Below are 20431 nucleotides of genomic sequence, written 5' to 3' on the forward strand. Positions count from 1 at the left end.
TGGTATTTAGATTGTTACAACGATTTATGAGCTTTCAGGATTTTAAAAAATTAGATGTTTGGTTGTTTGCAAGAAAATTAACCAATTCAGTCTACACCATAACAAAAGAGTTTCCTAGTAGTGAGCAGTTTGGCTTAATAAATCAAATGAGAAGATGTGCTGTTTCCATTACTTCAAATATTGCAGAAGGTTGTGGTAGAAATACATCAAAAGGAACTTTAGTTTTTTTATACATATCACAAGGTTCTCTTTTCGAATTGGAAACTCAGCTATACATTGCGTTTGATCAAAATTATATTGATGAAACTTTTTTTATTAAAATTGATGAAGAAATCCAGACATCCAAAAAGCTGTTGAACGGATTTATTAATTATTTCAAAAAACAAGAAGATGGAAAATAGAGACGAGATACTAAACACCCAATACCAAACACAAAACACCAAGTACCTGCGATTATCGGGGCTTGAACCTTTGATTATAACTCCGGAAAGTAATTTCATCAACGTTGGTGAAAGGACAAACGTTGCGGGTTCCAAAAAGTTTTTAAGATTAATTAAAGAAGAGAAATTTTCTGAAGCGTTAGATATTGCCCGTCACCAGGTTGAAGGCGGTGCGCAGATTCTTGATGTAAATTTTGATGACGGATTGATTGACGGAAAAGCTTCCATGATAAAATTCCTGAACTTAATTGCTTCAGAGCCGGATATTTCCAGAATTCCGATCATGATTGATTCCTCAAAATGGGAGATTTTAGAGGCCGGACTTCAGGTGGTTCAGGGAAAATCTGTCGTGAATTCCATCAGTTTAAAAGGAGGTGAAGAAGAATTTATCAAGCAGGCAAAAGCAATCAAAAGATATGGTGCAGCAGTCATTGTAATGGCTTTTGATGAAGACGGACAAGCCGATAATTACGATCGCAGACTTGAAATTTCAAAACGTTCTTATGATATTTTGGTGAACCAGGTTGGTTTTCCGGCAGAAGATATCATTTTTGATTTAAATATTTTTCCTGTCGCAACAGGAATGGACGAGCACAGAAGAAATGCAATCGACTTCATTGAGGCAACAAGATGGGTTCGGCAAAACCTTCCGTACGCATCTGTGAGCGGTGGCGTGAGTAATGTTTCGTTCTCTTTCCGTGGAAATGATACCGTAAGAGAAGCAATGCACTCGGTTTTCCTTTACCACGCAATTCAGGCGGGAATGAATATCGGAATTGTAAACCCTGCCATGTTGGAGGTTTATGATGAAATTAATAAAGAATTATTAGGCCTTGTAGAAGATGTAATTCTCGATAAAAGAGAAGACGCAACGGAAAGGCTTTTAGATTATTCCGAAAAACATAAATCTGTTAAAAAAGAGTTTGTTGAAGAACTTGAATGGCGGACCAGACCTTTACAGGAAAGAATCACGCACGCTTTGGTAAAAGGAATCGACCGTTTTATCGAAGAAGATGTGGAAGAAGCAAGATTACAGTCTGCAAAACCTTTACATGTTATTGAAGTTAATTTAATGACCGGAATGGGCGTTGTCGGAGACTTATTCGGAAGCGGAAAAATGTTCCTGCCACAAGTTGTAAAATCAGCAAGGGTAATGAAAAAGGCGGTCGCCTATTTACAGCCGTTTATTGAAGCTGAAAAAGATGGTACACGACCTGCCAACGGAAAAATTTTAATGGCAACGGTAAAAGGTGATGTTCACGATATCGGTAAAAATATTGTGAGCGTTGTGCTGGGTTGTAACAATTATGAAATTGTTGATTTGGGAGTGATGGTTCCGGCTGAAAAAATTATTCAGGCAGCAATTGACCATAATGTTGATGTAATTGGGTTAAGCGGTTTAATTACGCCAAGTCTGGACGAAATGGTGTATATCGCGTCAGAATTAGAACGTCAGAACCTTAATTTTCCTTTATTAATCGGCGGTGCAACGACTTCAAAAGCGCATACTGCGGTAAAAATAGATTTAAAATATAAAAATGCGGTTGTTCATGTAAATGACGCTTCACGAGCGGTAAATGTGGTGAGTTCATTGCTTGGTGACAGAAATAAAGAATATGTTGATGATTTAAAAAGTGATTATTCAGATTTCCGTGAAAAGTTCCTGAACAGGCAGATTGATAAAGAATATGTTTCGATTGAAGATGCCAGAAAAGATAAATTTAAAATTGATTGGGAAAATGAAGAAATTTTCACCCCAAATCAATTAGGAATACAGGTTTTTGAAAATCAGGACTTAAATGAATTGGTTCCTTTCATCGATTGGTCGCCGTTTTTCAGAAGCTGGGATTTACACGGAAAATACCCGAATATCTTTGATGATGAGGTTGTCGGAGCTCAGGCAAAAGAATTATTTAAAGATGCACAGGTTATTTTAAAGAGAATTTTAGACGAAAAATCTTTAACGGCAAAAGCAATTTTCGGAATTTTTAAAGCCAATTCAACTGAAAATGATGATATTTTAATTTTGGATGAAAATGGTCAGCAACAGTCAAAATTCATCACATTAAGACAGCAGTTACAAAAATCAAAAGGAAAAGAATATTTGGCGTTAAGTGATTTTATCGCTCCTCAAAGTTCAGGGAAAACCGATTATGTCGGAGCTTTCTGTGTAACAACAGGTTTCGGAACCGATGAATTATCAGATGAATACGAAAAAGCGAACGACGATTATAATGCGATCATGGTTAAAGCATTGGCAGACCGTTTTGCAGAGGCGTATGCTGAATTTTTACATAAAAAAGTAAGAACGGAATATTGGGGTTATGCCAATCAGGAAAGTTTAAGTAACGAAGATTTAATTGCTGAAAAATATAAAGGCGTTCGCCCGGCTCCGGGCTATCCTGCATGTCCCGATCACTTGGAAAAACATGCAATTTGGGATCTTTTAAAAGTGGAAGAAAATATCGGAGTTTTCCTTACTGAAAGTTTAGCCATGTTCCCGACAGCTTCTGTTTCAGGATATTATTTCGGAAGTCCTCACGCAAAATATTTCGGACTCGGAAAAATCACGGAAGATCAGTTGAAAGACTATTCAAAAAGAAAAGGAATTTCTTTACAGGAAGCAAGAAAATGGCTGTCACCTAATTTAGCAGATTAAAATTAAACATGAAAATTACAGATCATATAAAAAATGCCAATGGCAAAACTCTATTTTCCTTAGAAGTGGTTCCGCCCCAGAAAGGAATAGGAATCGAAGATCTCTATACAAATATAGATCCGCTTATGGAGTTTAAGCCGCCATTTATTGATGTAACGACCTCCAGAGAAGAATATATTTACATTGATAAAGGAAATGGTTTAATGGAACGTAGAATTACAAGAATGCGTCCCGGAACTCTGGGGATTTGTGCGGCAATTCAGCATAAATATAATGTAGATACCGTTCCGCACTTGCTTTGCGGAGGTTTTACAAAAGAAGAAACAGAATATCTTTTGGTCGATTGTATGTATCTCGGAATCGACAATATCATGGCGTTGCGTGGCGATGCGATGAAAGGTCATCAGTATTTCGAAGCCACTCCCGGAGGTCATTCAAGTGCGATGGATCTGGTTCATCAAATTAATGATTTAGGTCGCGGAAAATATCTCCATAATGAAGATCAGATTTGTGATGAGTTGAATAAATTCTGTATCGGAGTTGCCGGTTATCCTGAAAAACACATGGAAGCACCTTCAATGAATTACGACCTGAAATGGCTGAAACAAAAAGTAGATGCCGGAGCAGATTATATCGTAACGCAAATGTTTTTTGATAATAAAAAATTCATTGAGTTTGTAACTAAAGCAAGAGAAATGGGAATCACAGTTCCTATTATTCCGGGAATTAAGCCGATTGCTACGAAGAAACACTTAAAACTTTTACCGCAAGTTTTTAAAATTGATTTACCGGAAGATTTAATTAACGCTGTTGAAAGTGCCAAAAATAACGAAGCCGTAAAACAAATCGGAGTAGAATGGGCAATCAACCAGTGCAAAGAATTGCTTGATTTTGGAGTTCCTGTTCTGCACTTTTACTCGATGGGGAAGAGTGACAACATAAAAAAAGTAGCCGGAGAGCTATTCTAATAAAGTAAAAGTGATATTTGATTTTGAAGCCTTGTTTTTAACAGGGCTTTTTGTTGATTATAGTTTAGGGTTTCGGGCGGAGCCAAAGGCTCCGCCCGAAACCCTAAACTTGATAATTTTAAAATTATCAAATCTCGTTTTGATATTGTATTAATCTTTCAAAAACACTCTTAGTCGTCGGTTTTGATGAATTTAGATTAAAAATAAACATTCCGCTTTCAATATTAAAAAAATATTTTTTTGTGTCATCTGAAATCGAGAACCATTTTAAAAGCCCGTTTACAATATTAATGTCTTCCCATTTTATAGTGCTGCTATCTAAAGAAAATACATGAGGATCCTTATGCAGAGTATCTACAAAATGAATATTTCTGCCTTCAACATAGACCATTCCGCTTCCCTGAAAAGCTTTTATCTTAAAGAATTCATTCTGGGTATTTCCCATATTGTAACGAACAAAAGCGTAATATTCAGGAGATCCGATTTGTTCCAGTAAAAGTTTCTGTTTTTTCTTTCGGCTTCTTGCTGCAAGATAAGCAATGAGAAAAATGATCGCTGGAAGTGAAAATAAGAAAAGGATGAAAAAAATAAGTAAGATAACTACTGAATCCATAAGTTTTATATTTTAGAGTCTGTTTAAATTTATGTTTAATTTCCTGAATCCGAATAAACTTTATTTATTATTTTCAACTTGCTTTAATTTTGAAATTTAACAAGCCCTTACATTATAATTCAGGATGTCTTTCAAATTCCTTATTTTGATCAAACAAATACCGGTACGTTGCCAGTTTTCTCGTCACTGTTGTATCTAAATTCTCGGCAATCTTTATCATCTTAGGATTAAAATCACCGATCCATTGAAGTTCGGTTGTCTTAAAATCAGTGTGCTTTCTCAGATGTTGAGTTCCTTCCCAGATCATATATCCTTCAATGCCTTTTCTTTGCCATTCCGGAACAACTCCGAAGACGAGACCGACCATTTTTTCGTTTTTCTTGAATTTTTTTACCCATAAAAATTTAAGCTTTTCAATCCAGCCAAATTTTCCATTCAGATATTTAAACCATTGATTTAAATCCGGAATATTCATCCACATGGCAACGGGTTTCTCGTTCTCGTAAACAAACCATGAAATATGTTCATTGATGATGGGTTTCATGGTTTTGAACATTTTTAAAACTTTAGCTTCGGTCAGTTGCTTGCCTTCTCCATGTGTTGACCAGGCTTTATTATAGATTTCAGTAAAATCTTTCGCAAACTTTTCAAGATTATTTTTTTTTAAAGGTTTTGCAGAGATGGCAGAATTTTTACTATGCTTGGCGTGCATAACCGTGAAAACTCTCGAAACTTCTGCAAAAATCGGTCGCGAAAAACAAAGCTGTTCAAAGTAAATATTGAAACCATAATTCTCAAAAAGCTCTTTGTAGTAAGGGAAATTATAATTCATCCCGTACAGAGGCTCTATAAATCCGTCGATCAGAAGTCCCCAAAACTTATCACGTTCACCAAAATTGATAGGTCCGTCCATTGCTTCCATTCCTCTTTCCTGAAGCCAGTTTTTGCAGTAATCAAAAATGAAATTCGCTGTTTCCTTATCATTAATACAGTCAAAAAAGCCGATTCCTCCGGTGGGTTGGTTTTGTTTGTAATATTTATTTACAAAAATCGCAATTTTTCCAACGGTCTGATTTTGTTTATTTTTAAATAAAAACCTTTTGCATTCTCCGGTTTTGAAGAATTTATTTTTTTCGGGATTAAAAATCTCCTCGATGTCCTTATCTAAAGGTTTGATATAGTTTTTGTCGTGTTGGTAAAGTCTTGCTGGGAATTCTAAAAATTCCTTTCTCTGGGCTTCATGTTGTACTTCTTCAACAATAATCATAGTATGTAATTCCGGGTGAGAGCGTGAAAGATAATATTTTTAGTTTAAAATTGAAATAAATCAATAAATATTATGCGTATTTTTGTGGCAAATTAAATGAAAATGGTTGATTTTACGGATAACGACGATGATATTTTCACAGGAAAAGAACATACGCCCATAAGGAAAGATGCTTTTGATAAATCGCCACAGGAAAAGATAGAAAAGATCACAGAACTTTTTGGGGAAATCATGGAAACATTGGGAATGGATATGACCGATGACTCTTTGAAAGATTCGCCAAAACGTGTGGCAAAAATGTATGTAAACGAAATTTTCGGAGGACTACTTCCAGAAAACAAACCTGGAATTTCTACATTTTCAAACAAATATAAATACCGCCAGATGTTGGTGGAAAAAGATATTACCGTATATTCATTCTGTGAACATCACTTTTTGCCGATTATCGGAAGAGCACACGTTGCTTATATTTCAAATGGTGAAGTGATTGGTCTTTCAAAAATCAACAGGATTGTTGATTATTATGCAAAAAGACCGCAGGTTCAGGAAAGGTTGACAATGCAGATTGTTGATGCTTTAAAAGAAGCGTTGGGAACGAAAGATGTTGCCTGTATCATAGATGCAAAACATCTTTGCGTAAATTGCAGGGGAATTAAAGATACTTCAAGTTCGACAATTACGGCTGAATTAAGCGGTATTTTCAGAACAAATCCTATTACCAGACAGGAATTCCTGCATTATGTAGGAAGTCATGCAAAATTGGATAATTGATAAATTTATATAGAAATGATAAAATTTAAAAAAGTTTCGGATAAGATTTTTGTAACCACAATTATTTGTTGTTGTTGTAAATGCTGCTGTTAAAGATTCGGTCTTTAACAAATTGGAAAACTTTAAAACTAAATTAAAATCATTTACATAAAAAAGAAAAACGATGCAATTAAAAATATACAACTCCCTTACATCAGAAAAAGAAATATTTAAACCAATATTAGAAGGAAACGTCGGAATGTACGTTTGTGGACCGACTGTTTACAGCAATGTGCATTTGGGAAATGTAAGAACTTTTCTTTCCTTCGACTTTATTTACAGAAGTTTAACACATTTGGGTTACAAGGTAAGATATGTAAGAAATATTACAGATGCAGGTCACCTTACCGATGATGGAGACGTCAATAATGACCGATTTGTAAAGCAAACCCGTCTGGAAAAATTAGAGCCGATGGAAATCGTACAGAAATATACGGTTGATTTCCATAAAGTTCTGGATATGTTCAATTTATTGCCTCCAAACATCGAACCGACTGCAACAGGTCACATTGTAGAGCAGATTGAATTAACTCAAAAATTAATTGAAAAAGGATTCGCTTACGAAAGCAACGGTTCTGTGTATTTCGACGTATTGGAATACAACAGAAGAGGTTTGAATTATGGTGAACTTTCAAAAAGAAATATTGAAGAACTTTTCGCCAACACCCGTGACTTGGACGGACAGGGTGAAAAGAAAAACCCACCGGATTTTGCCCTTTGGAAAAAGGCTTCTCCGGCACATATCATGAGATGGAATTCGCCTTGGGGAGAAGGTTTCCCGGGATGGCATCTTGAATGTACTGCGATGAGTACGAAGTATTTAGGTGAAACTTTCGACATCCACGGAGGCGGAATGGATTTAAAATTCCCACACCACGAATGTGAAATTGCCCAGGGAAAAGCTTGCAATGATATTGCTCCCGTAAACTACTGGATGCACGCTAATATGTTGACAATGAATTCTCAGCGTATGAGTAAATCAACAGGAAATTATATTTTGCCGATGCAGCTGATGACAGGAGAAAATGATTTCTTTGAAAAGCCTTTTCATCCGTCGATTGTGCGTTTTTGCTTTCTGCAGGCTCATTACAGAAGTGTTTTGGATATTTCTAATGATGCAATGCTGGCAAGTGAAAAAGGTTTTATCAGATTAATGGAAGCGGTGAAAGTATTGAATTCAATCACTCCGAACGATGAAAAACAATCAGATTTCAACCTTGAAGAATGGAAAAATAAAGCCTACGATGCTTTAAATGATGATTTTAATTCTCCGGTTCTTATCGCTCAACTATTTGAAGCGGTAAAATATATTTTTGCTTTAAATGATGCTAAAGAGACCATCTCAACTAAAGATTTAGAAGATTTAAAAGCTACTTTACATGCTTTGATTTTTGATGTTTTAGGTTTACAGGCTATCGAAGAAAATAACAATGAAAAGCTGGATCAGACATTACAGGTTTTAATTGAATTGAGAAATCAGGCAAGAAAATCTAAAAACTTCGACCTTTCAGACCAGATCAGAGATAAACTGCTTGCAGAAGGCATCGAATTGAAAGACGGAAGAGACGGAACAACTTACGTTCTGAATTAAATCCTAAAATAAATAATACAGCTCCCGCTGATGACATGAATTCCACAGACCAATCTGTTGCAATCCGTGTAATCTGCGGGAGTTCTTTTTACTGAGGTACCGACAGACAATATTACTAATACAGATTAAAACATAAAACTTGGCATTAAAAAATCTAATCTCCATTCGTTTTTTAACCATAAATCTGTTTAGAGCCTGTTTAAATTTTTAAAATCTCGCTGATTGGGCAAGATTACGCATATTTTTATAACTGAAATAAATCTGCGTCATCCGCAAAATCTGCGAGAGAAATATATTTCTTTAGTAATTATTTCTGCATCATAATTTTATTGAATAAAATTTAAACAGACTCTTAAAACTTTGCGCCTTTGCGATTTTCCAACAAAGAAGTTTAAACAAATTCTATACACCAATAAACAATTACTTTTTTTATACTAAGGGGTGAATGATTGGGAGAATAAAATTATCATAATATTAAAGTTTGTATTAAATGATTGTAAATATTATGTAAGAATGTTATTTTTTTTGTGATTCTATTTGTAAATTCTGTAACTTAGTTACATTAAAATGATCACGAATCTAAATTCTACATTGTATGAAAAAACATCTATTCCCTCTCATCCTGCTTGTGTTCGGTGTCAATGTCCAGGCACAACAGGATTTTTTTGCTATTGCCGGAAAGGATACTTCCAGCATAGTTTTTAGTGACTTCCGTGTCATGGATGCGGAAAGTGGTGCTTCCGGAGAAAAACTGTTTTCAGCAGATACTGCGGCAAAAGTATTTTCTCAGGAAAGAAAAAGTCAGGTGTCCGAGGATAAGAATTCTTACAGTCATTCCCAGGCAATTACCATGGCGGCTCTGGCTTATGATCCTTTGAACAATAACCTGGTGTATATGCCGATGTTTTCGTCAAATATCTATGTTTTGAATGCCAAGACCAAAGAGATTACTTTGGTGGAAAATACGGTGGCAAGAGTAACTTCCTGTGATATCAATTCCCACATCACAAGAATGGCTACAGGGTATGACGGAAATATTTATGCCCTTAATAATGCCGGAACCCAGTTATTACAGATCAGCAGAAAAGGAAGCCAGTATACAGTTAATGATCTTGGGATCATTAAAGATGACGCTTCTAACGGAAAGAATTCATTTACAGCAATGGAAACAGGTTTCGGAGGCGATATGATTGCTGATGCTGACAATAATTTCTATGTTTTTTCAGCTTCAGGAAATGTTTTTAAGATCGCTGTAAAAGAGCTGAAGGCAAAATTTGTAGGTAGGATCTCCGGTATTCCTGAAAATTATTCAGTGAACGGGGCTGCCGTCAATGCCAAAGGAAAAGTAATCATTGCAAGTGCTAAAGGAGACAGTCTGTATGAAGTGGATCTGCTGACTCTACAGGCAAAAGTCCTTCCGGGAGGAGAAAAGCCTCATATCTACGATCTTGCGAGCAGATATTTTGCGAATGACAGAAGTTCTTCAGTAAATACATTGGCTCATATTGATATTTACCCGACCAAAGTAGATGAGCATTTTATCAACGTCAATGTCAATGATAAAAACATTAAAGGAAATCTGAAGCTTAGCGTTTTTGATATCTCCGGGAAACATGTAATGGAGCAGAATCTATCTGTAAAAGACGGCTCGCTCAATCAGCAGGTTTATCTCAGAAATTTGGTAAGCGGGGCTTATATTGTAAGCATCGCAAATGAATCCGGTAAAGCAATACTGAGTAAAAAAATTATTGTTACGGAATAACAGCTTAAATTATTGATGTAAATTCCTTTTAATTCTAATAAAATTAAAGCCTTTTCAAGTTATTTTGGAAAGGTTTTTTTAATGATTATTTGATCTTCAATAAGTTTTATTTTTCGATATTAAAATGTATTTTTATAAAAAAAATATAGATGAAGCTATACTTTAATGTAGGGTATGATACAAAGGCCGGACAGAATCTGCAGCTCATGACCGTAGATGCCGAAGGTACTGCTGTCCAGACTTATACCCTGTTTTATGCAGAAAACGGTATTTGGAAATGCGAAGTGGATTATTTCTCAAAATCAATCTCCTATAAATATCAGCTTACCGATGAAAAAGGCAATATTCTTAGAGAGGAATTTGTCCTGCATAATCTTAATTTCCCGCATAACTATAAGGAGTTTATTATTTTCGATGAATGGAATAATAAGAACTTTCCTGAAAATTACCTGAACAATAAAATCCTTTATAATAAACTCAACCAGTTTGTCCCTGAAAAGGCTGCAGCTTTGAAAAAGCATACCCATTTATTCAGAATTGAGGCACCTGTTTACAATCCGGACTGGGAAATTGCCCTGTTCGGGAGTACGGTTTCTTTAGGAAACTGGGATTATAACAAGGCGATCCGTCTTTCGCAGACAGACTTTGGAATTTGGGAAGTGTCCGTTGAAATTCCTGAGAATGAATTCATCCAGTTTAAATACTGTATTTACGATAAAAAAACAGAAAAAATTATAGATGTTGAGGCCGGCGAAAACAGATTTACAGTTGCCAATCCGATGAAAGATGTGCTGCAGATTGTTTCCAGTCATTATTTTAAATTCAAGTCTTACCAGATGTACCACGATGCTGGTGTGGCGGTTCCTGTGTTTTCTTTAAGAAGCGAAAACGGTTTTGGAGTAGGGGAGTTTTCCGATCTTAAAAAACTTGCCGACTGGACGAAAGAAACCAATCTTGGAATCATCCAGATCCTTCCAATTAATGATACAACCGCCAATTATTCCTGGACGGATTCTTACCCTTACGCGGCCGTTTCCGTTTATGCTTTGCATCCGCAATATATTTCCCTGGAAAATCTTGATTTTTCCTTACCGGAAGAATTAGTTTCTGAATATCAGGCTGAAAAAGAAGCATTGAATGCCCTTGAGCTGATTGATTATGAAAAAATGATCGCAGGCAAATGGAAATTCTTAAAAGCCGTTTTCAATACAGGAAAAGAGAAAATCTATAAGGACAGGAACTTTAAAAAATTTATAAAAGACAACGATTACTGGCTGACTCCTTATGCCGCTTTCTGTGTACTTAGGGATAAATATAAAACGCCGAACTTCAACGACTGGAAAACCCATAAGAAATATATCGCAGGAAAAATCTCACAGTTTTTCACCGCAAAAAGTAAAGATTATGATACTTCCATGCTTCATGCCTGGGTTCAGTATCAGCTTCATTTACAGTTGAAAGATGCCGTAGATTATATCCACAGCTTAGGAGTATCCTTAAAGGGAGATCTTCCTATTGGTATTTACAGGTATTCAGTGGAGGCATGGACAGAACCTGAGCTTTTCGGAATGGATTTCCAGGCCGGAGCACCGCCGGATCAGTTTACGGAGCTGGGGCAGAACTGGGAATTCCCAACCTATAACTGGGAAGCGATGAAGGAAGATGATTACCGCTGGTGGAAAAACAGATTTAAAGCACTCGAACAGTATTTCGATGCCATGAGAATCGACCATATCTTAGGGTTTTTCAGGATCTGGAGGATGCCAATTTCCGCTACACAGGGGATTTTAGGCTACTTTTATCCTGCTGTTCCTATTGTTACGGATGAATTTAAAGCAAGGCATATTCCTTTTGATTTCAACAGATATTGTAAGCCTTTCATTAATGAAAGAATTCTGTGGGAATATTTCGGGGAAGACAGCAGTAAAGTTTTTGAATTTATTAACAATAATAATGACGGAACATACTCATTCAAAAAAGAATTTGATACCCAGAGAAAACTGGCTGAATTTTTCAAAAGAAATCCTAAAGATTCCATAGAAGAAAAGCTGATCTCTTTATGTGCCAATGTTTTGTTCCTTACTGAAGAAAGAAACGGCGAAACGGTGTATCATCCAAGATTCAATGTGTACAATACCGATTCTTATAAATATCTTTCAGAATGGGAAAGGAAGGCGATTTATGAACTGTACCATGATTATTTCTTCAGAAGGCAGGATCATCTGTGGTATGAGAAAGCGATGGAGAAGCTTCCGGTTATTCTTAATGCAACAAAAATGCTGATCTGCGGCGAAGACCTGGGAATGGTTCCTGCCTGCGTGCCTGTTGTTATGGATGAGCTGGCTATCATTGCCCTAAAAGTACAGCGAATGCCATCGGATAATATTCCGTTTTACAATCCTAAAAAAGCTGATTATATGAATGTGGTAACGGCCTCTTCACATGACAGCTCAACCCTGAGACAATGGTGGAAGGAAGATCCTGCGCTTACACAGAAATATTTTAACCAACAGCTGATACAGTACGGAAAAGCTCCGGAAGAAATGGATTCCCATCTCGCTGAGATTATTATGAAACAGCATCTTTACACGGAGGCGATGCTCGCTGTTTTCCCAATTCAGGAGTTTCTGGCTACTGATCCTGAACTGACCAATATGAATATGGATAATGAAAGAATCAATAACCCTGCGGTTTTCCCCCATTATTGGCGCTACAGGATGCATCTGAACCTTGAGGATCTGAAAGAAAGGAAATCTTTCAATGAAAAAATTGCCCACTGGATAAAAGACAGTGGAAGATCATAAATTTAACATTTGATTATCAATTAGTTAACTTTCTATTAAAAGAAGTTTGATCTTAGGATTTAACTTCTTTTTTTTATTTATATCCAAAAGATAGAATAGAGATATTCTGCTATATACTAACCAATTAACGACTATAGAAATGAAAAAAATACTTTTGGGATTTGCCCTGGGACTGGCAGCTTTGTCTTCCGCCCAGCAATATCCAAATAACGGGTGGGGAGATGACGGATATTATGAGAATGGAGACGGATATTATAATGATGAGGATGACAGAAATTATTTCCCGGATGATTATTATTATAACTATCCTCAGGATTATTATCCGGGTGATTATTACCAGGGAAATTATAATGACTACAGAAACAGTATTGTCAATGTCAACTGGAATGTATTTTTCAGAGATAACAGGCTGAACCGATGGCAGATTGATCAGATTTTAAGCCTTAATAATCTGTATGTGAATTTTTCTACATGGAATAATTTCTACAGGTACAATCCGGACAGATGGTATTATGACAGATTCTATGCATTGGAAAGAATTTTAGGACCAAGAACATTCGTTGTTTTCCAAAATAATTATTACCACGGAGCAAGCCCGGTCGTTTACTTCCAGAATTACAGAAGAACGTATTATGCACCGAGATATGCAGTAATGCCGAGATACAGGAATGTAAATATCAATATATACAGAGTAGACAGATCTAGGTTCCGAAGAATGGACAATCCTACTTTCAATGTGATCAGAACAGGCAGCAGATCTAATAATGGATTCAGAGGATCCAGAGACGATTATAACTCCGGAGGTTTCCGTAAGCGGGATGACAATAATTTCCGTAATGAAAATAATGGAGTAAGAAATAGCGGAGGATTCAGAGGAAATTCTGAGAATAACGGAACAAGAGGAGGATTTGGAAATAGTGGAGGTTTTAGAGGAAATAATAATGCAAACAGGGAAAGAGCTCCGCGAAAAGAAAATAACAGCGGGGGATTCAGAGGGAACAGTGGCGGTTTCAGGTCTGAAAACTCCTCTCCGAAACCACAGGGCAGCCGCAACAGTGAAAGCAGAGGCGGAGGCGGTTTCAGAAACAGATTGGTAAGCAGTAAATAATAATTTTCATATATTATATTTAAGTGGTGTGAAGGGCAGGTTTTAGGATCTGTCCTTTTTATTTTTCTGTTTTATTATTTTAATATCAAAATTTAACATTTTTTATGAATATTTCGGTTTAACTTATCTTTTAACTTATAATCAAAAAGATGTATAACAATTAATTAAATATTTTTTAAGATGAAAAAATTAGTTTTAGCAATAGCATTGATCGGAATAGGAGGTTTTGCAATGGCACAACAGACAGTAACTCCGGAGGACAAACAGGCAAGAAGAGCAGAGATGCATCAAAAAAGACAGCAGAAGGAACAGGAGCATATGGATCAGATGCAGAAAGACCTTAATCTGACCCAGGCTCAGGTAGCTCAGATCAAAAACCTTCACGAAACAAGAAAGTCTGAAATGAAAGCTGACTTTGATAAGCATAAGGAAGCGAGACAGGCCAAAATGGAAGACATGAAAGCCAAAAGAGCTCAGATGGATGCAGACATGAAAAAAATTCTTACTCCGGATCAGTATGATAAATGGCAGGCCGACAGGAAAGCTAAAATGGAGCAGAGAAGGGTAGCAATGAAGGATAGAAAAATGATGAAAAAGCCTATGGATACTGCGGCTCCGGAAGCAAAATAACAATTCGTAATTTTGATTTTTTAATGTTCGAAGGACGGGATAATACTCGTCCTTTTTGTATTAATTTTCATTAAAACTTTTGATTTCGGGCTTTTATTGCGTATTTTTGACTATAAATTTATACTTATGGTCAGCGAAAAAATTGCAACGTTAATTAACGAACAGATAGCTCACGAACAATATGCAGCACAATATTATCTATCAATGTCTGCCTGGTTTTCAGCAAAGGATCTTGACGGAATTGCAAATTACTTCAGAGTTCAGAGCAAAGAAGAATTAATGCATGCAGATAAAATGTTTGATTTTTTAAATGACGTAGGCGGGGAAATCATCATCGGAGAAATTGCAAAACCTCCGCATGAGTTCGAAAATGCAATTGATATTTTTGAAAAAGCATTGGAGCACGAAAAGAAGGTAACTAAAAGTATTTTCAATATTGTGAAAAATGCCAATGACGAGGGAGATTTTGCAACAACTTCATTCCTTCAGTGGTTCATTAATGAGCAGGTGGAAGAAGAAGCAAGCGCTTCACAGTATGTTACCAAGATCAAGATGGTGTGCGACAATCCATCTGCATTATATCTTTTTGATCAGGAATTGTCTCAGAGAGTTTTTGTACCTGCGACAACAGCTTAATTGAATTATATTGTGGAATCGCCCCGCCGTTCTCCGAACGGCGGGGCGATTCTGTTTTGGCCATATTCTGGAATTATCCACAGGTATTTGCCGGATCTGTGTCTGATTGTTAACAACCACTGGTATTTTATTTTTATGAAAACCTTTTGTTAATCAGTGTATTGGTAAAGTATTTTGAAGTTATCAACATTACATTGTGGAAAACTTTGTGGAAAAAATGAGCACACAGATTTCTCCCTTATAAATAGATAAGCTGCGTCTTTAAAACCTTTCGTCCCAAACCTTCCAGAATATTTCTATACCTTTCGATCTGGCGTTCATCCTTCTCTTTCTGTTCCCCGGTTTTGAAATCTATAATAATATAACCCTCTTCTCCCTTCAGAATACGGTCAGGCCTGAAAATATGGCTCTGTCCTCTTTCAGAAATCATGATATCCTTTTCATTAATCACTTCCCATTTTTCATCAAAAAACTCAGAATATTTTCTGATGATCTGAACTAAAGTTTCCTGGATCTCATTTTTTTCTTCCAAAGTGATCTGTCCGTCCAGAACATAACTTTCCAGAACTTTGGCTGTGTCCTTCTCCGTATTGATTTTCGACAGTAATTCATGCACAAATAGCCCTATCCTTACCTTTTCATTCCTTACCTGGTAGTTTTTGGAAGGAGTGGCGATCTTTATAGAAGACCTGTTTTCATTAATATTTTTAAGATTCTGAATATTCTTGGTCTTAAATAATGATATTTTATCCCTGGAATGCTTTTTCAGCATTTCCGGACGCACTTCATAAAGATCGAATTCGTCTGCCGCTTCTGTATTTTTTCCGTTAAAGAATTCCAGCAGCTCAAGATTATTGGACGTTTTATTTGCCTTTTGAATATAGAAAAACAGCTGCTCAACAGGACGGGTAGTGGCTACATATTGAAGGCATAGCCTGTCGATAAGGTTTTTATAGGAATTTTTCTTGTTAAATGCTTCTATCTCTTCATCGTACACCTCAAGATTTTTACTGAACTGGTTGATGTTCACTGATTTCAACGCATCATCATTATTCGTATCAAACCAGTTGGTGAATTCACTGTCCCGGTTCTTATTCATCATCGGGATAAATACGATCGGGAATTCCAGTCCTTTCGATTTATGGATCGTCATGATCTGTACGGCATCAATATTTTCCGAAGCCTGGATCGTATAAGCAGAAGCCTCCTCGTCCCAGTATTTTAAGAACTCTTTCGTGCTGGCTCCGGCATTCTGTGTAAAGTTGAAAAGCATTTCAAGAAAATTCAGAAGAAAATCCGTTTCCTTGTTTTCCACAGCAAATTCATTAATATAATATTCCACAAAATTATACAGGTTGAACCTCGGGAAATTTTCCTGTTTCAGCTTCAGGGAATAGGTGTTCCGGATAAACTGAAGAATTTCCTCATGCGTTTCTATCTCCAGGATTTTGTTCATTTCCAATGTGAAATCTGACATATGAATTCTTCCCAGAGCATTCAGATAATACATCATCATGATCAGATTGGGTTTGTTCTTAGGATTGATTTCCCATCGGAGAAATTCAATAACCGCCTTTAAAGTATTGGAAAGTTCCAGCGTCAGACCCTTGTCGGAAATTGTCTTGATATTCGTTTCCTCTCCGCGGTAGTGCACTTTCAGGTTGCCCAGCTTTTGAGAATAGCTGAAAATATCAAAGTTACCACGGCATAAGACCGTAATATCAGAAAACTTAAAACCATTATCCAGGCTTTCCTGGATATCCTTCCGCATTCTTTCCGAAGTATCATTATAAAAATCCTCATTCGTAAGATTTTCGATCAGGCTTACTTTTACACGTCCTTCCATCTGGGATTTCGAGCTTTGTTCAGCATCTTCCCCGAAAATATTCCGGTGTTCCTCCTCCAGTCCTTCCGAATGATACCGGTACAGCTCATTATTGAACTGCACAATATTCTTAGCGCTTCGCCAGTTGTCTTTTAAAACAAGAAGAGACGCTTCTTTTGGCGAAAATTCCTTCTTGTTGATAATATCCAGCATTAGCTTGCTTTCTCCACCCCGGAACCTGTAGATGCTCTGTTTAGGATCCCCCACAAGAGTAAAAGAAGTATTTTCTGTGGAAACACTGTGATCGCGCAACGGAATAAAATTCTGCCACTGCAGTTCCGATGTATCCTGGAACTCATCAAAAAAATAATGCTGAAACTGTGAACCTACCTTTTCATAAATAAATGCTGAAGGCTCATTCTTAAGATTTTCATTGATCAGAATATTGAATTTTGAAAGCAGAACAAGATCATTTTCTTCCTCAATTTTCTTTAATTCATCCTGGATGTCTTTATTCACTTTCAACGGAAGAAGCGCAGACAGGATCTTTTCCTTCTTTTGAGTTTCAATGTATAGAAGAATCAGCTGCATTCTGTTATCAATAAGCTGGTCGAGAATCTCAAAAATCTCAGGTTCCTTGTTTTTGGATTTTGAAGAAGCTCCTTTTCTGTAATTATTGACTACAGATTCTTCCTGCGTTGTAGGAAATGGAAATCCCGGTCTTTTCTGATTGTAAAAATCCTGAACCTTAGTGAAGAATCCTCCGATCCCGTTTTTCCCCTGTGCAAAATCTTCGATATCAATATTTCTGGACCGGAACAGCTCAACAGATTGAGCAGCAAGTTCAGCAGACCGTTTCTTATTCTGTACGATTTCCTTTCTTAGCGTATTTTTTATATTCTCGTAATTCGTGTCATCAAAGCTCTTATTGCTTTTCAGGTGTTCATAGTGAATGTCTTTTACAAACTCCTTCGCAGAATCATAAAGATTCTTGTTAAGATTGATTCTTTCATTGTTTTCCAGGCTGTAATCCACATAATCCATGAATGAATTGGAGATGCTTTCATTTTCACCGATCTGGTCAAGCATTTTGTCCACAGCTTCGATCAGATAAGGCTCAGCCTCAATTTCAAGATTAAAATTTTTTGCCAGGCCCAGTTCATATGAAAAACTTCTTACCAGCCTTGAATTAAAGCGGTCAATTGTTCCGATATTCAGTGTTGAATAATTGTGAAGTACATAATCCAGCAATTTTTTGGAACGGCTGTGAAGCTCGTCGATCGTAATTTTCAAACCATCAGCCTCAAATGCTTTCTGAATGTTTTTCAGATCACCGTTTTCGGCAAAATTGTCCGCAGAAAAATTTCCAAGCCACGATAAAATTCTCTCCTTCATCTCATTGGCCGCTTTGTTGGTGAACGTAAGTGCGAGAATATTCCGGATCGACTGCTGCTGATTGGGATAGCGGAGACAGATCATCAAAAGCCTCTGGACCAGGGCATATGTTTTCCCCGATCCGGCCGAAGCATTGATCACTGTATAAGAATTTTGCATTGCTGAATTTAGAATTGAGACTGCAAGTTAGCTAATTTTTAAGTGAAATTTTAACAATTCAGAGCGGTGATTTAACAGTTTAGCGGGTAAAAATCAAAAAGAAATCCTAAAACACGTTAACTGTGGTTAAACTTACCATATAATTTAAAAATAATTATAGATTTGCTCTATAAAAAACTGTCCGTGAAACTTAAACTACTCTTTTTTCTTACTACTCTTTTTTTCGTTAATGCCAATGCTCAGAATTATATTTTTGGAAAAGTAACTGCTGAAGATAATTCGGAAATTCCCGATGTTACTGTAATTAATATCAGAACGGATGAAAGAGCCATTACCAACCGGGATGGACACTTCATGGTTTCCGGAAGGGTAGGCGATGAGCTTCGTTTTGTGAAATCAGGTTACGAGCGTCTTGTGAAGAAAGTCTCCAAAGAAAATATCGAATCTTCTGTTAGCATTACTTTAGAAAGAGCTACCATACTGATCCCTGAAGTAGAGGTTAAGCAGGGAATGACCGGTGATCTTAAGATTGATTCAAAAAATATGAGCAGGTCTAAAAAGGTTGAAAAACTGGTAAAAGATATTGACCAGTATATTGCACAGAAATCGGATCCAAGAATACTGGCCGCAAAAGCCGGAGAATTTGTACAACCGAAAGGAGAAGGGTTTTCTATTGGAAGAATAAAAGATAAATGGGATGATATCGATCTGGCCGGCTATCTGAAAACGGCTCTCGGTGAGGAATATTTCACAGATTTAAAAATTGAAAAATCTCAGGTGGATCATTTTATCAGCTATGTTCTGGCAGGTGGTTTTGAAAGAAAAAGTATCCTGAAATACGGTTTCTGTAGTGATGCTGATCTCTATAGGTTTCAAAGGTTTGTCCTGACAAGGGTTTCCTCCTACCGCGCTCCACAGACTCAAAGATAAACGTACATGAGAACTTTTATTAAGCAAGGCCTTTACGCAGTTCCTTTTTTTGCCTCAGCCGAAATTTTTTCCCAGCAGCAGATTATCGGAACAGTAACGGATAACAGCAAAAGAAATATAAACCCTGTTTTAATCATCAATGTTTCCAACAGGAAAAGCACATTAAGTGATGCTTCAGGGAATTTTACCATAGAAGCATCCGAAAATGATGAACTTCGGTTTGTAAAAGAAGGATATTACCGTTTCGACAAAAAGATGAGGAAGGAAGATTTTGCATCTCCTTTAATAATAGGTCTTGACAAAAATGAAATAGAGATTCCTGAAGTAAGAATCACCTTTGGGCCCACAGGAAACCTGGAAAGAGACAGTAAGAAGCTTAACGAGTCCGGAAAAGTGGTTTCTTTAAAATCAGATCTGGACGAATATATGAAAAGCCCTCTGAATGAGGCTTTACCGAATAATACAGTTTCCAAAACCTTTACAGGTCATGATTACGGTGCCGGGCAAGTAAGTATTCTGGACGTTTTAGATGCCGCTGTGGGACTGTTCAAAAAAGCAACAGAACTGAAAATTACCAAAGCCGATTATACGGAAACACAGAATTTTTTTAAAAGAGTAAAGGAAGAAATTAACCTTCAGTTTCTCAGAAAATACGGTATGGACGAAGAGCAGATAGACCATTTTTTAATCTATGCCAATGATACCCGTATGATGGCGAAAAAATTCAGGAAAAACTTTAAGGTCGGTATTGTAGAATTTGAATTAAAGGTAGCCTTTGCACAATACAGGAAAACCCATAAACTGGATAATATTTAATCTTAAACGAATAAGAGC

General features: G+C 36.7%; 15 protein-coding genes. 12 read left to right on the plus strand and 3 right to left on the minus strand.

What is annotated here, in order from left to right:
- Positions 1–26: 26 nt before the first annotated feature.
- From IX38_RS06300 to metF, 3 genes are read left to right on the plus strand one after another with little or no spacing between them, the layout of a single operon-like run.
- The gene (locus IX38_RS06300; RefSeq protein WP_034702956.1) at positions 27–401 is read left to right on the plus strand and encodes a four helix bundle protein; all 375 of its coding nucleotides are present in this window, start codon (positions 27–29) and stop codon (positions 399–401) included.
- Positions 391–3099 carry a methionine synthase gene (gene metH, locus IX38_RS06305; RefSeq protein ID WP_051884522.1) on the plus strand — a complete coding sequence of 903 codons (2709 nt, stop codon included), beginning with the start codon at positions 391–393 and terminating at the stop codon, positions 3097–3099. Before IX38_RS06300 ends, metH begins: the two co-directional genes overlap by 11 nt.
- Before the next feature lie 8 nt (positions 3100–3107).
- Positions 3108–4067, plus strand: a complete 960-nt coding sequence (metF, locus tag IX38_RS06310) for a methylenetetrahydrofolate reductase [NAD(P)H] (protein ID WP_034702958.1) — start codon at positions 3108–3110, stop codon at positions 4065–4067.
- 127 nt (positions 4068–4194) lie between these two features.
- On the opposite strand, the gene IX38_RS06315 is transcribed toward metF, so the two are convergent.
- Positions 4195–4680: a hypothetical protein gene (locus tag IX38_RS06315; protein WP_051884524.1), complete on the minus strand. Its 486-nt coding sequence runs from the start codon at positions 4678–4680 to the stop codon at positions 4195–4197.
- A 112-nt stretch (positions 4681–4792) separates the two neighbouring features.
- Positions 4793–5947 carry a hypothetical protein gene (locus tag IX38_RS06320; protein ID WP_034702959.1) on the minus strand — a complete coding sequence of 385 codons (1155 nt, stop codon included), beginning with the start codon at positions 5945–5947 and terminating at the stop codon, positions 4793–4795.
- Positions 5948–6049: 102 nt separating this feature from the next.
- Between IX38_RS06320 and folE the strand changes: the two genes are divergently transcribed.
- From folE to IX38_RS06355, 7 genes are all read left to right on the plus strand, one after another.
- The gene (gene folE / locus IX38_RS06325) at positions 6050–6718 is read left to right on the plus strand and encodes a GTP cyclohydrolase I FolE (RefSeq protein WP_034703159.1); all 669 of its coding nucleotides are present in this window, start codon (positions 6050–6052) and stop codon (positions 6716–6718) included.
- Positions 6719–6881: 163 nt separating this feature from the next.
- Positions 6882–8348: a cysteine--tRNA ligase gene (gene cysS / locus IX38_RS06330; protein ID WP_034702960.1), complete on the plus strand. Its 1467-nt coding sequence runs from the start codon at positions 6882–6884 to the stop codon at positions 8346–8348.
- 595 nt (positions 8349–8943) lie between these two features.
- On the plus strand, positions 8944–10110 hold the full coding sequence (locus tag IX38_RS06335) for a T9SS type A sorting domain-containing protein (protein WP_034702961.1): 1167 nt from the start codon (positions 8944–8946) through the stop codon (positions 10108–10110).
- Between the two features lie 149 nt (positions 10111–10259).
- Positions 10260–12914, plus strand: a complete 2655-nt coding sequence (locus IX38_RS06340; protein WP_034702962.1) for a 4-alpha-glucanotransferase — start codon at positions 10260–10262, stop codon at positions 12912–12914.
- 139 nt (positions 12915–13053) lie between these two features.
- Positions 13054–14022 carry a hypothetical protein gene (locus IX38_RS06345; protein WP_034702963.1) on the plus strand — a complete coding sequence of 323 codons (969 nt, stop codon included), beginning with the start codon at positions 13054–13056 and terminating at the stop codon, positions 14020–14022.
- Positions 14023–14202: 180 nt separating this feature from the next.
- The gene (locus IX38_RS06350; protein ID WP_034702964.1) at positions 14203–14652 is read left to right on the plus strand and encodes a hypothetical protein; all 450 of its coding nucleotides are present in this window, start codon (positions 14203–14205) and stop codon (positions 14650–14652) included.
- Between the two features lie 126 nt (positions 14653–14778).
- Positions 14779–15288, plus strand: a complete 510-nt coding sequence (locus IX38_RS06355) for a ferritin (protein ID WP_034702966.1) — start codon at positions 14779–14781, stop codon at positions 15286–15288.
- A gap of 238 nt (positions 15289–15526) precedes the next feature.
- Here the strand turns inward: IX38_RS06355 and IX38_RS06360 are convergent, their stop codons facing one another.
- A complete protein-coding gene (locus IX38_RS06360) occupies positions 15527–18682 on the minus strand; it encodes a UvrD-helicase domain-containing protein (RefSeq protein WP_394331179.1) in 3156 nt (1051 codons plus the stop codon).
- A 168-nt stretch (positions 18683–18850) separates the two neighbouring features.
- Between IX38_RS06360 and IX38_RS06365 the strand changes: the two genes are divergently transcribed.
- On the plus strand, positions 18851–19597 hold the full coding sequence (locus tag IX38_RS06365; protein ID WP_034702969.1) for a peptidase associated/transthyretin-like domain-containing protein: 747 nt from the start codon (positions 18851–18853) through the stop codon (positions 19595–19597).
- 6 nt (positions 19598–19603) lie between these two features.
- Positions 19604–20413, plus strand: coding sequence for a hypothetical protein (locus tag IX38_RS06370; RefSeq protein WP_034702971.1), 810 nt, complete (start codon positions 19604–19606; stop codon positions 20411–20413).
- Positions 20414–20431: the final 18 nt, after the last annotated feature.

Source organism: Chryseobacterium luteum (assembly GCF_000737785.1).
Taxonomy (GTDB): Bacteria; Bacteroidota; Bacteroidia; order Flavobacteriales; family Weeksellaceae; genus Chryseobacterium; species Chryseobacterium luteum.

Excerpts from the sequence above, each read along its gene's own strand:
- IX38_RS06300 (WP_034702956.1), top strand. The coding sequence starts at position 27 with ATGAGCTTTCAGGATTTTAAAAAATTAGATGTTTGGTTGTTTGCAAGA.
- metH (WP_051884522.1), top strand. The coding sequence starts at position 391 with ATGGAAAATAGAGACGAGATACTAAACACCCAATACCAAACACAAAAC.
- metF (WP_034702958.1), top strand. The coding sequence starts at position 3,108 with ATGAAAATTACAGATCATATAAAAAATGCCAATGGCAAAACTCTATTT.
- IX38_RS06315 (WP_051884524.1), bottom strand. The coding sequence starts at position 4,680 with ATGGATTCAGTAGTTATCTTACTTATTTTTTTCATCCTTTTCTTATTT.
- IX38_RS06320 (WP_034702959.1), bottom strand. The coding sequence starts at position 5,947 with ATGATTATTGTTGAAGAAGTACAACATGAAGCCCAGAGAAAGGAATTT.
- folE (WP_034703159.1), top strand. The coding sequence starts at position 6,050 with ATGGTTGATTTTACGGATAACGACGATGATATTTTCACAGGAAAAGAA.
- cysS (WP_034702960.1), top strand. The coding sequence starts at position 6,882 with ATGCAATTAAAAATATACAACTCCCTTACATCAGAAAAAGAAATATTT.
- IX38_RS06335 (WP_034702961.1), top strand. The coding sequence starts at position 8,944 with ATGAAAAAACATCTATTCCCTCTCATCCTGCTTGTGTTCGGTGTCAAT.
- IX38_RS06340 (WP_034702962.1), top strand. The coding sequence starts at position 10,260 with ATGAAGCTATACTTTAATGTAGGGTATGATACAAAGGCCGGACAGAAT.
- IX38_RS06345 (WP_034702963.1), top strand. The coding sequence starts at position 13,054 with ATGAAAAAAATACTTTTGGGATTTGCCCTGGGACTGGCAGCTTTGTCT.
- IX38_RS06350 (WP_034702964.1), top strand. The coding sequence starts at position 14,203 with ATGAAAAAATTAGTTTTAGCAATAGCATTGATCGGAATAGGAGGTTTT.
- IX38_RS06355 (WP_034702966.1), top strand. The coding sequence starts at position 14,779 with ATGGTCAGCGAAAAAATTGCAACGTTAATTAACGAACAGATAGCTCAC.
- IX38_RS06370 (WP_034702971.1), top strand. The coding sequence starts at position 19,604 with ATGAGAACTTTTATTAAGCAAGGCCTTTACGCAGTTCCTTTTTTTGCC.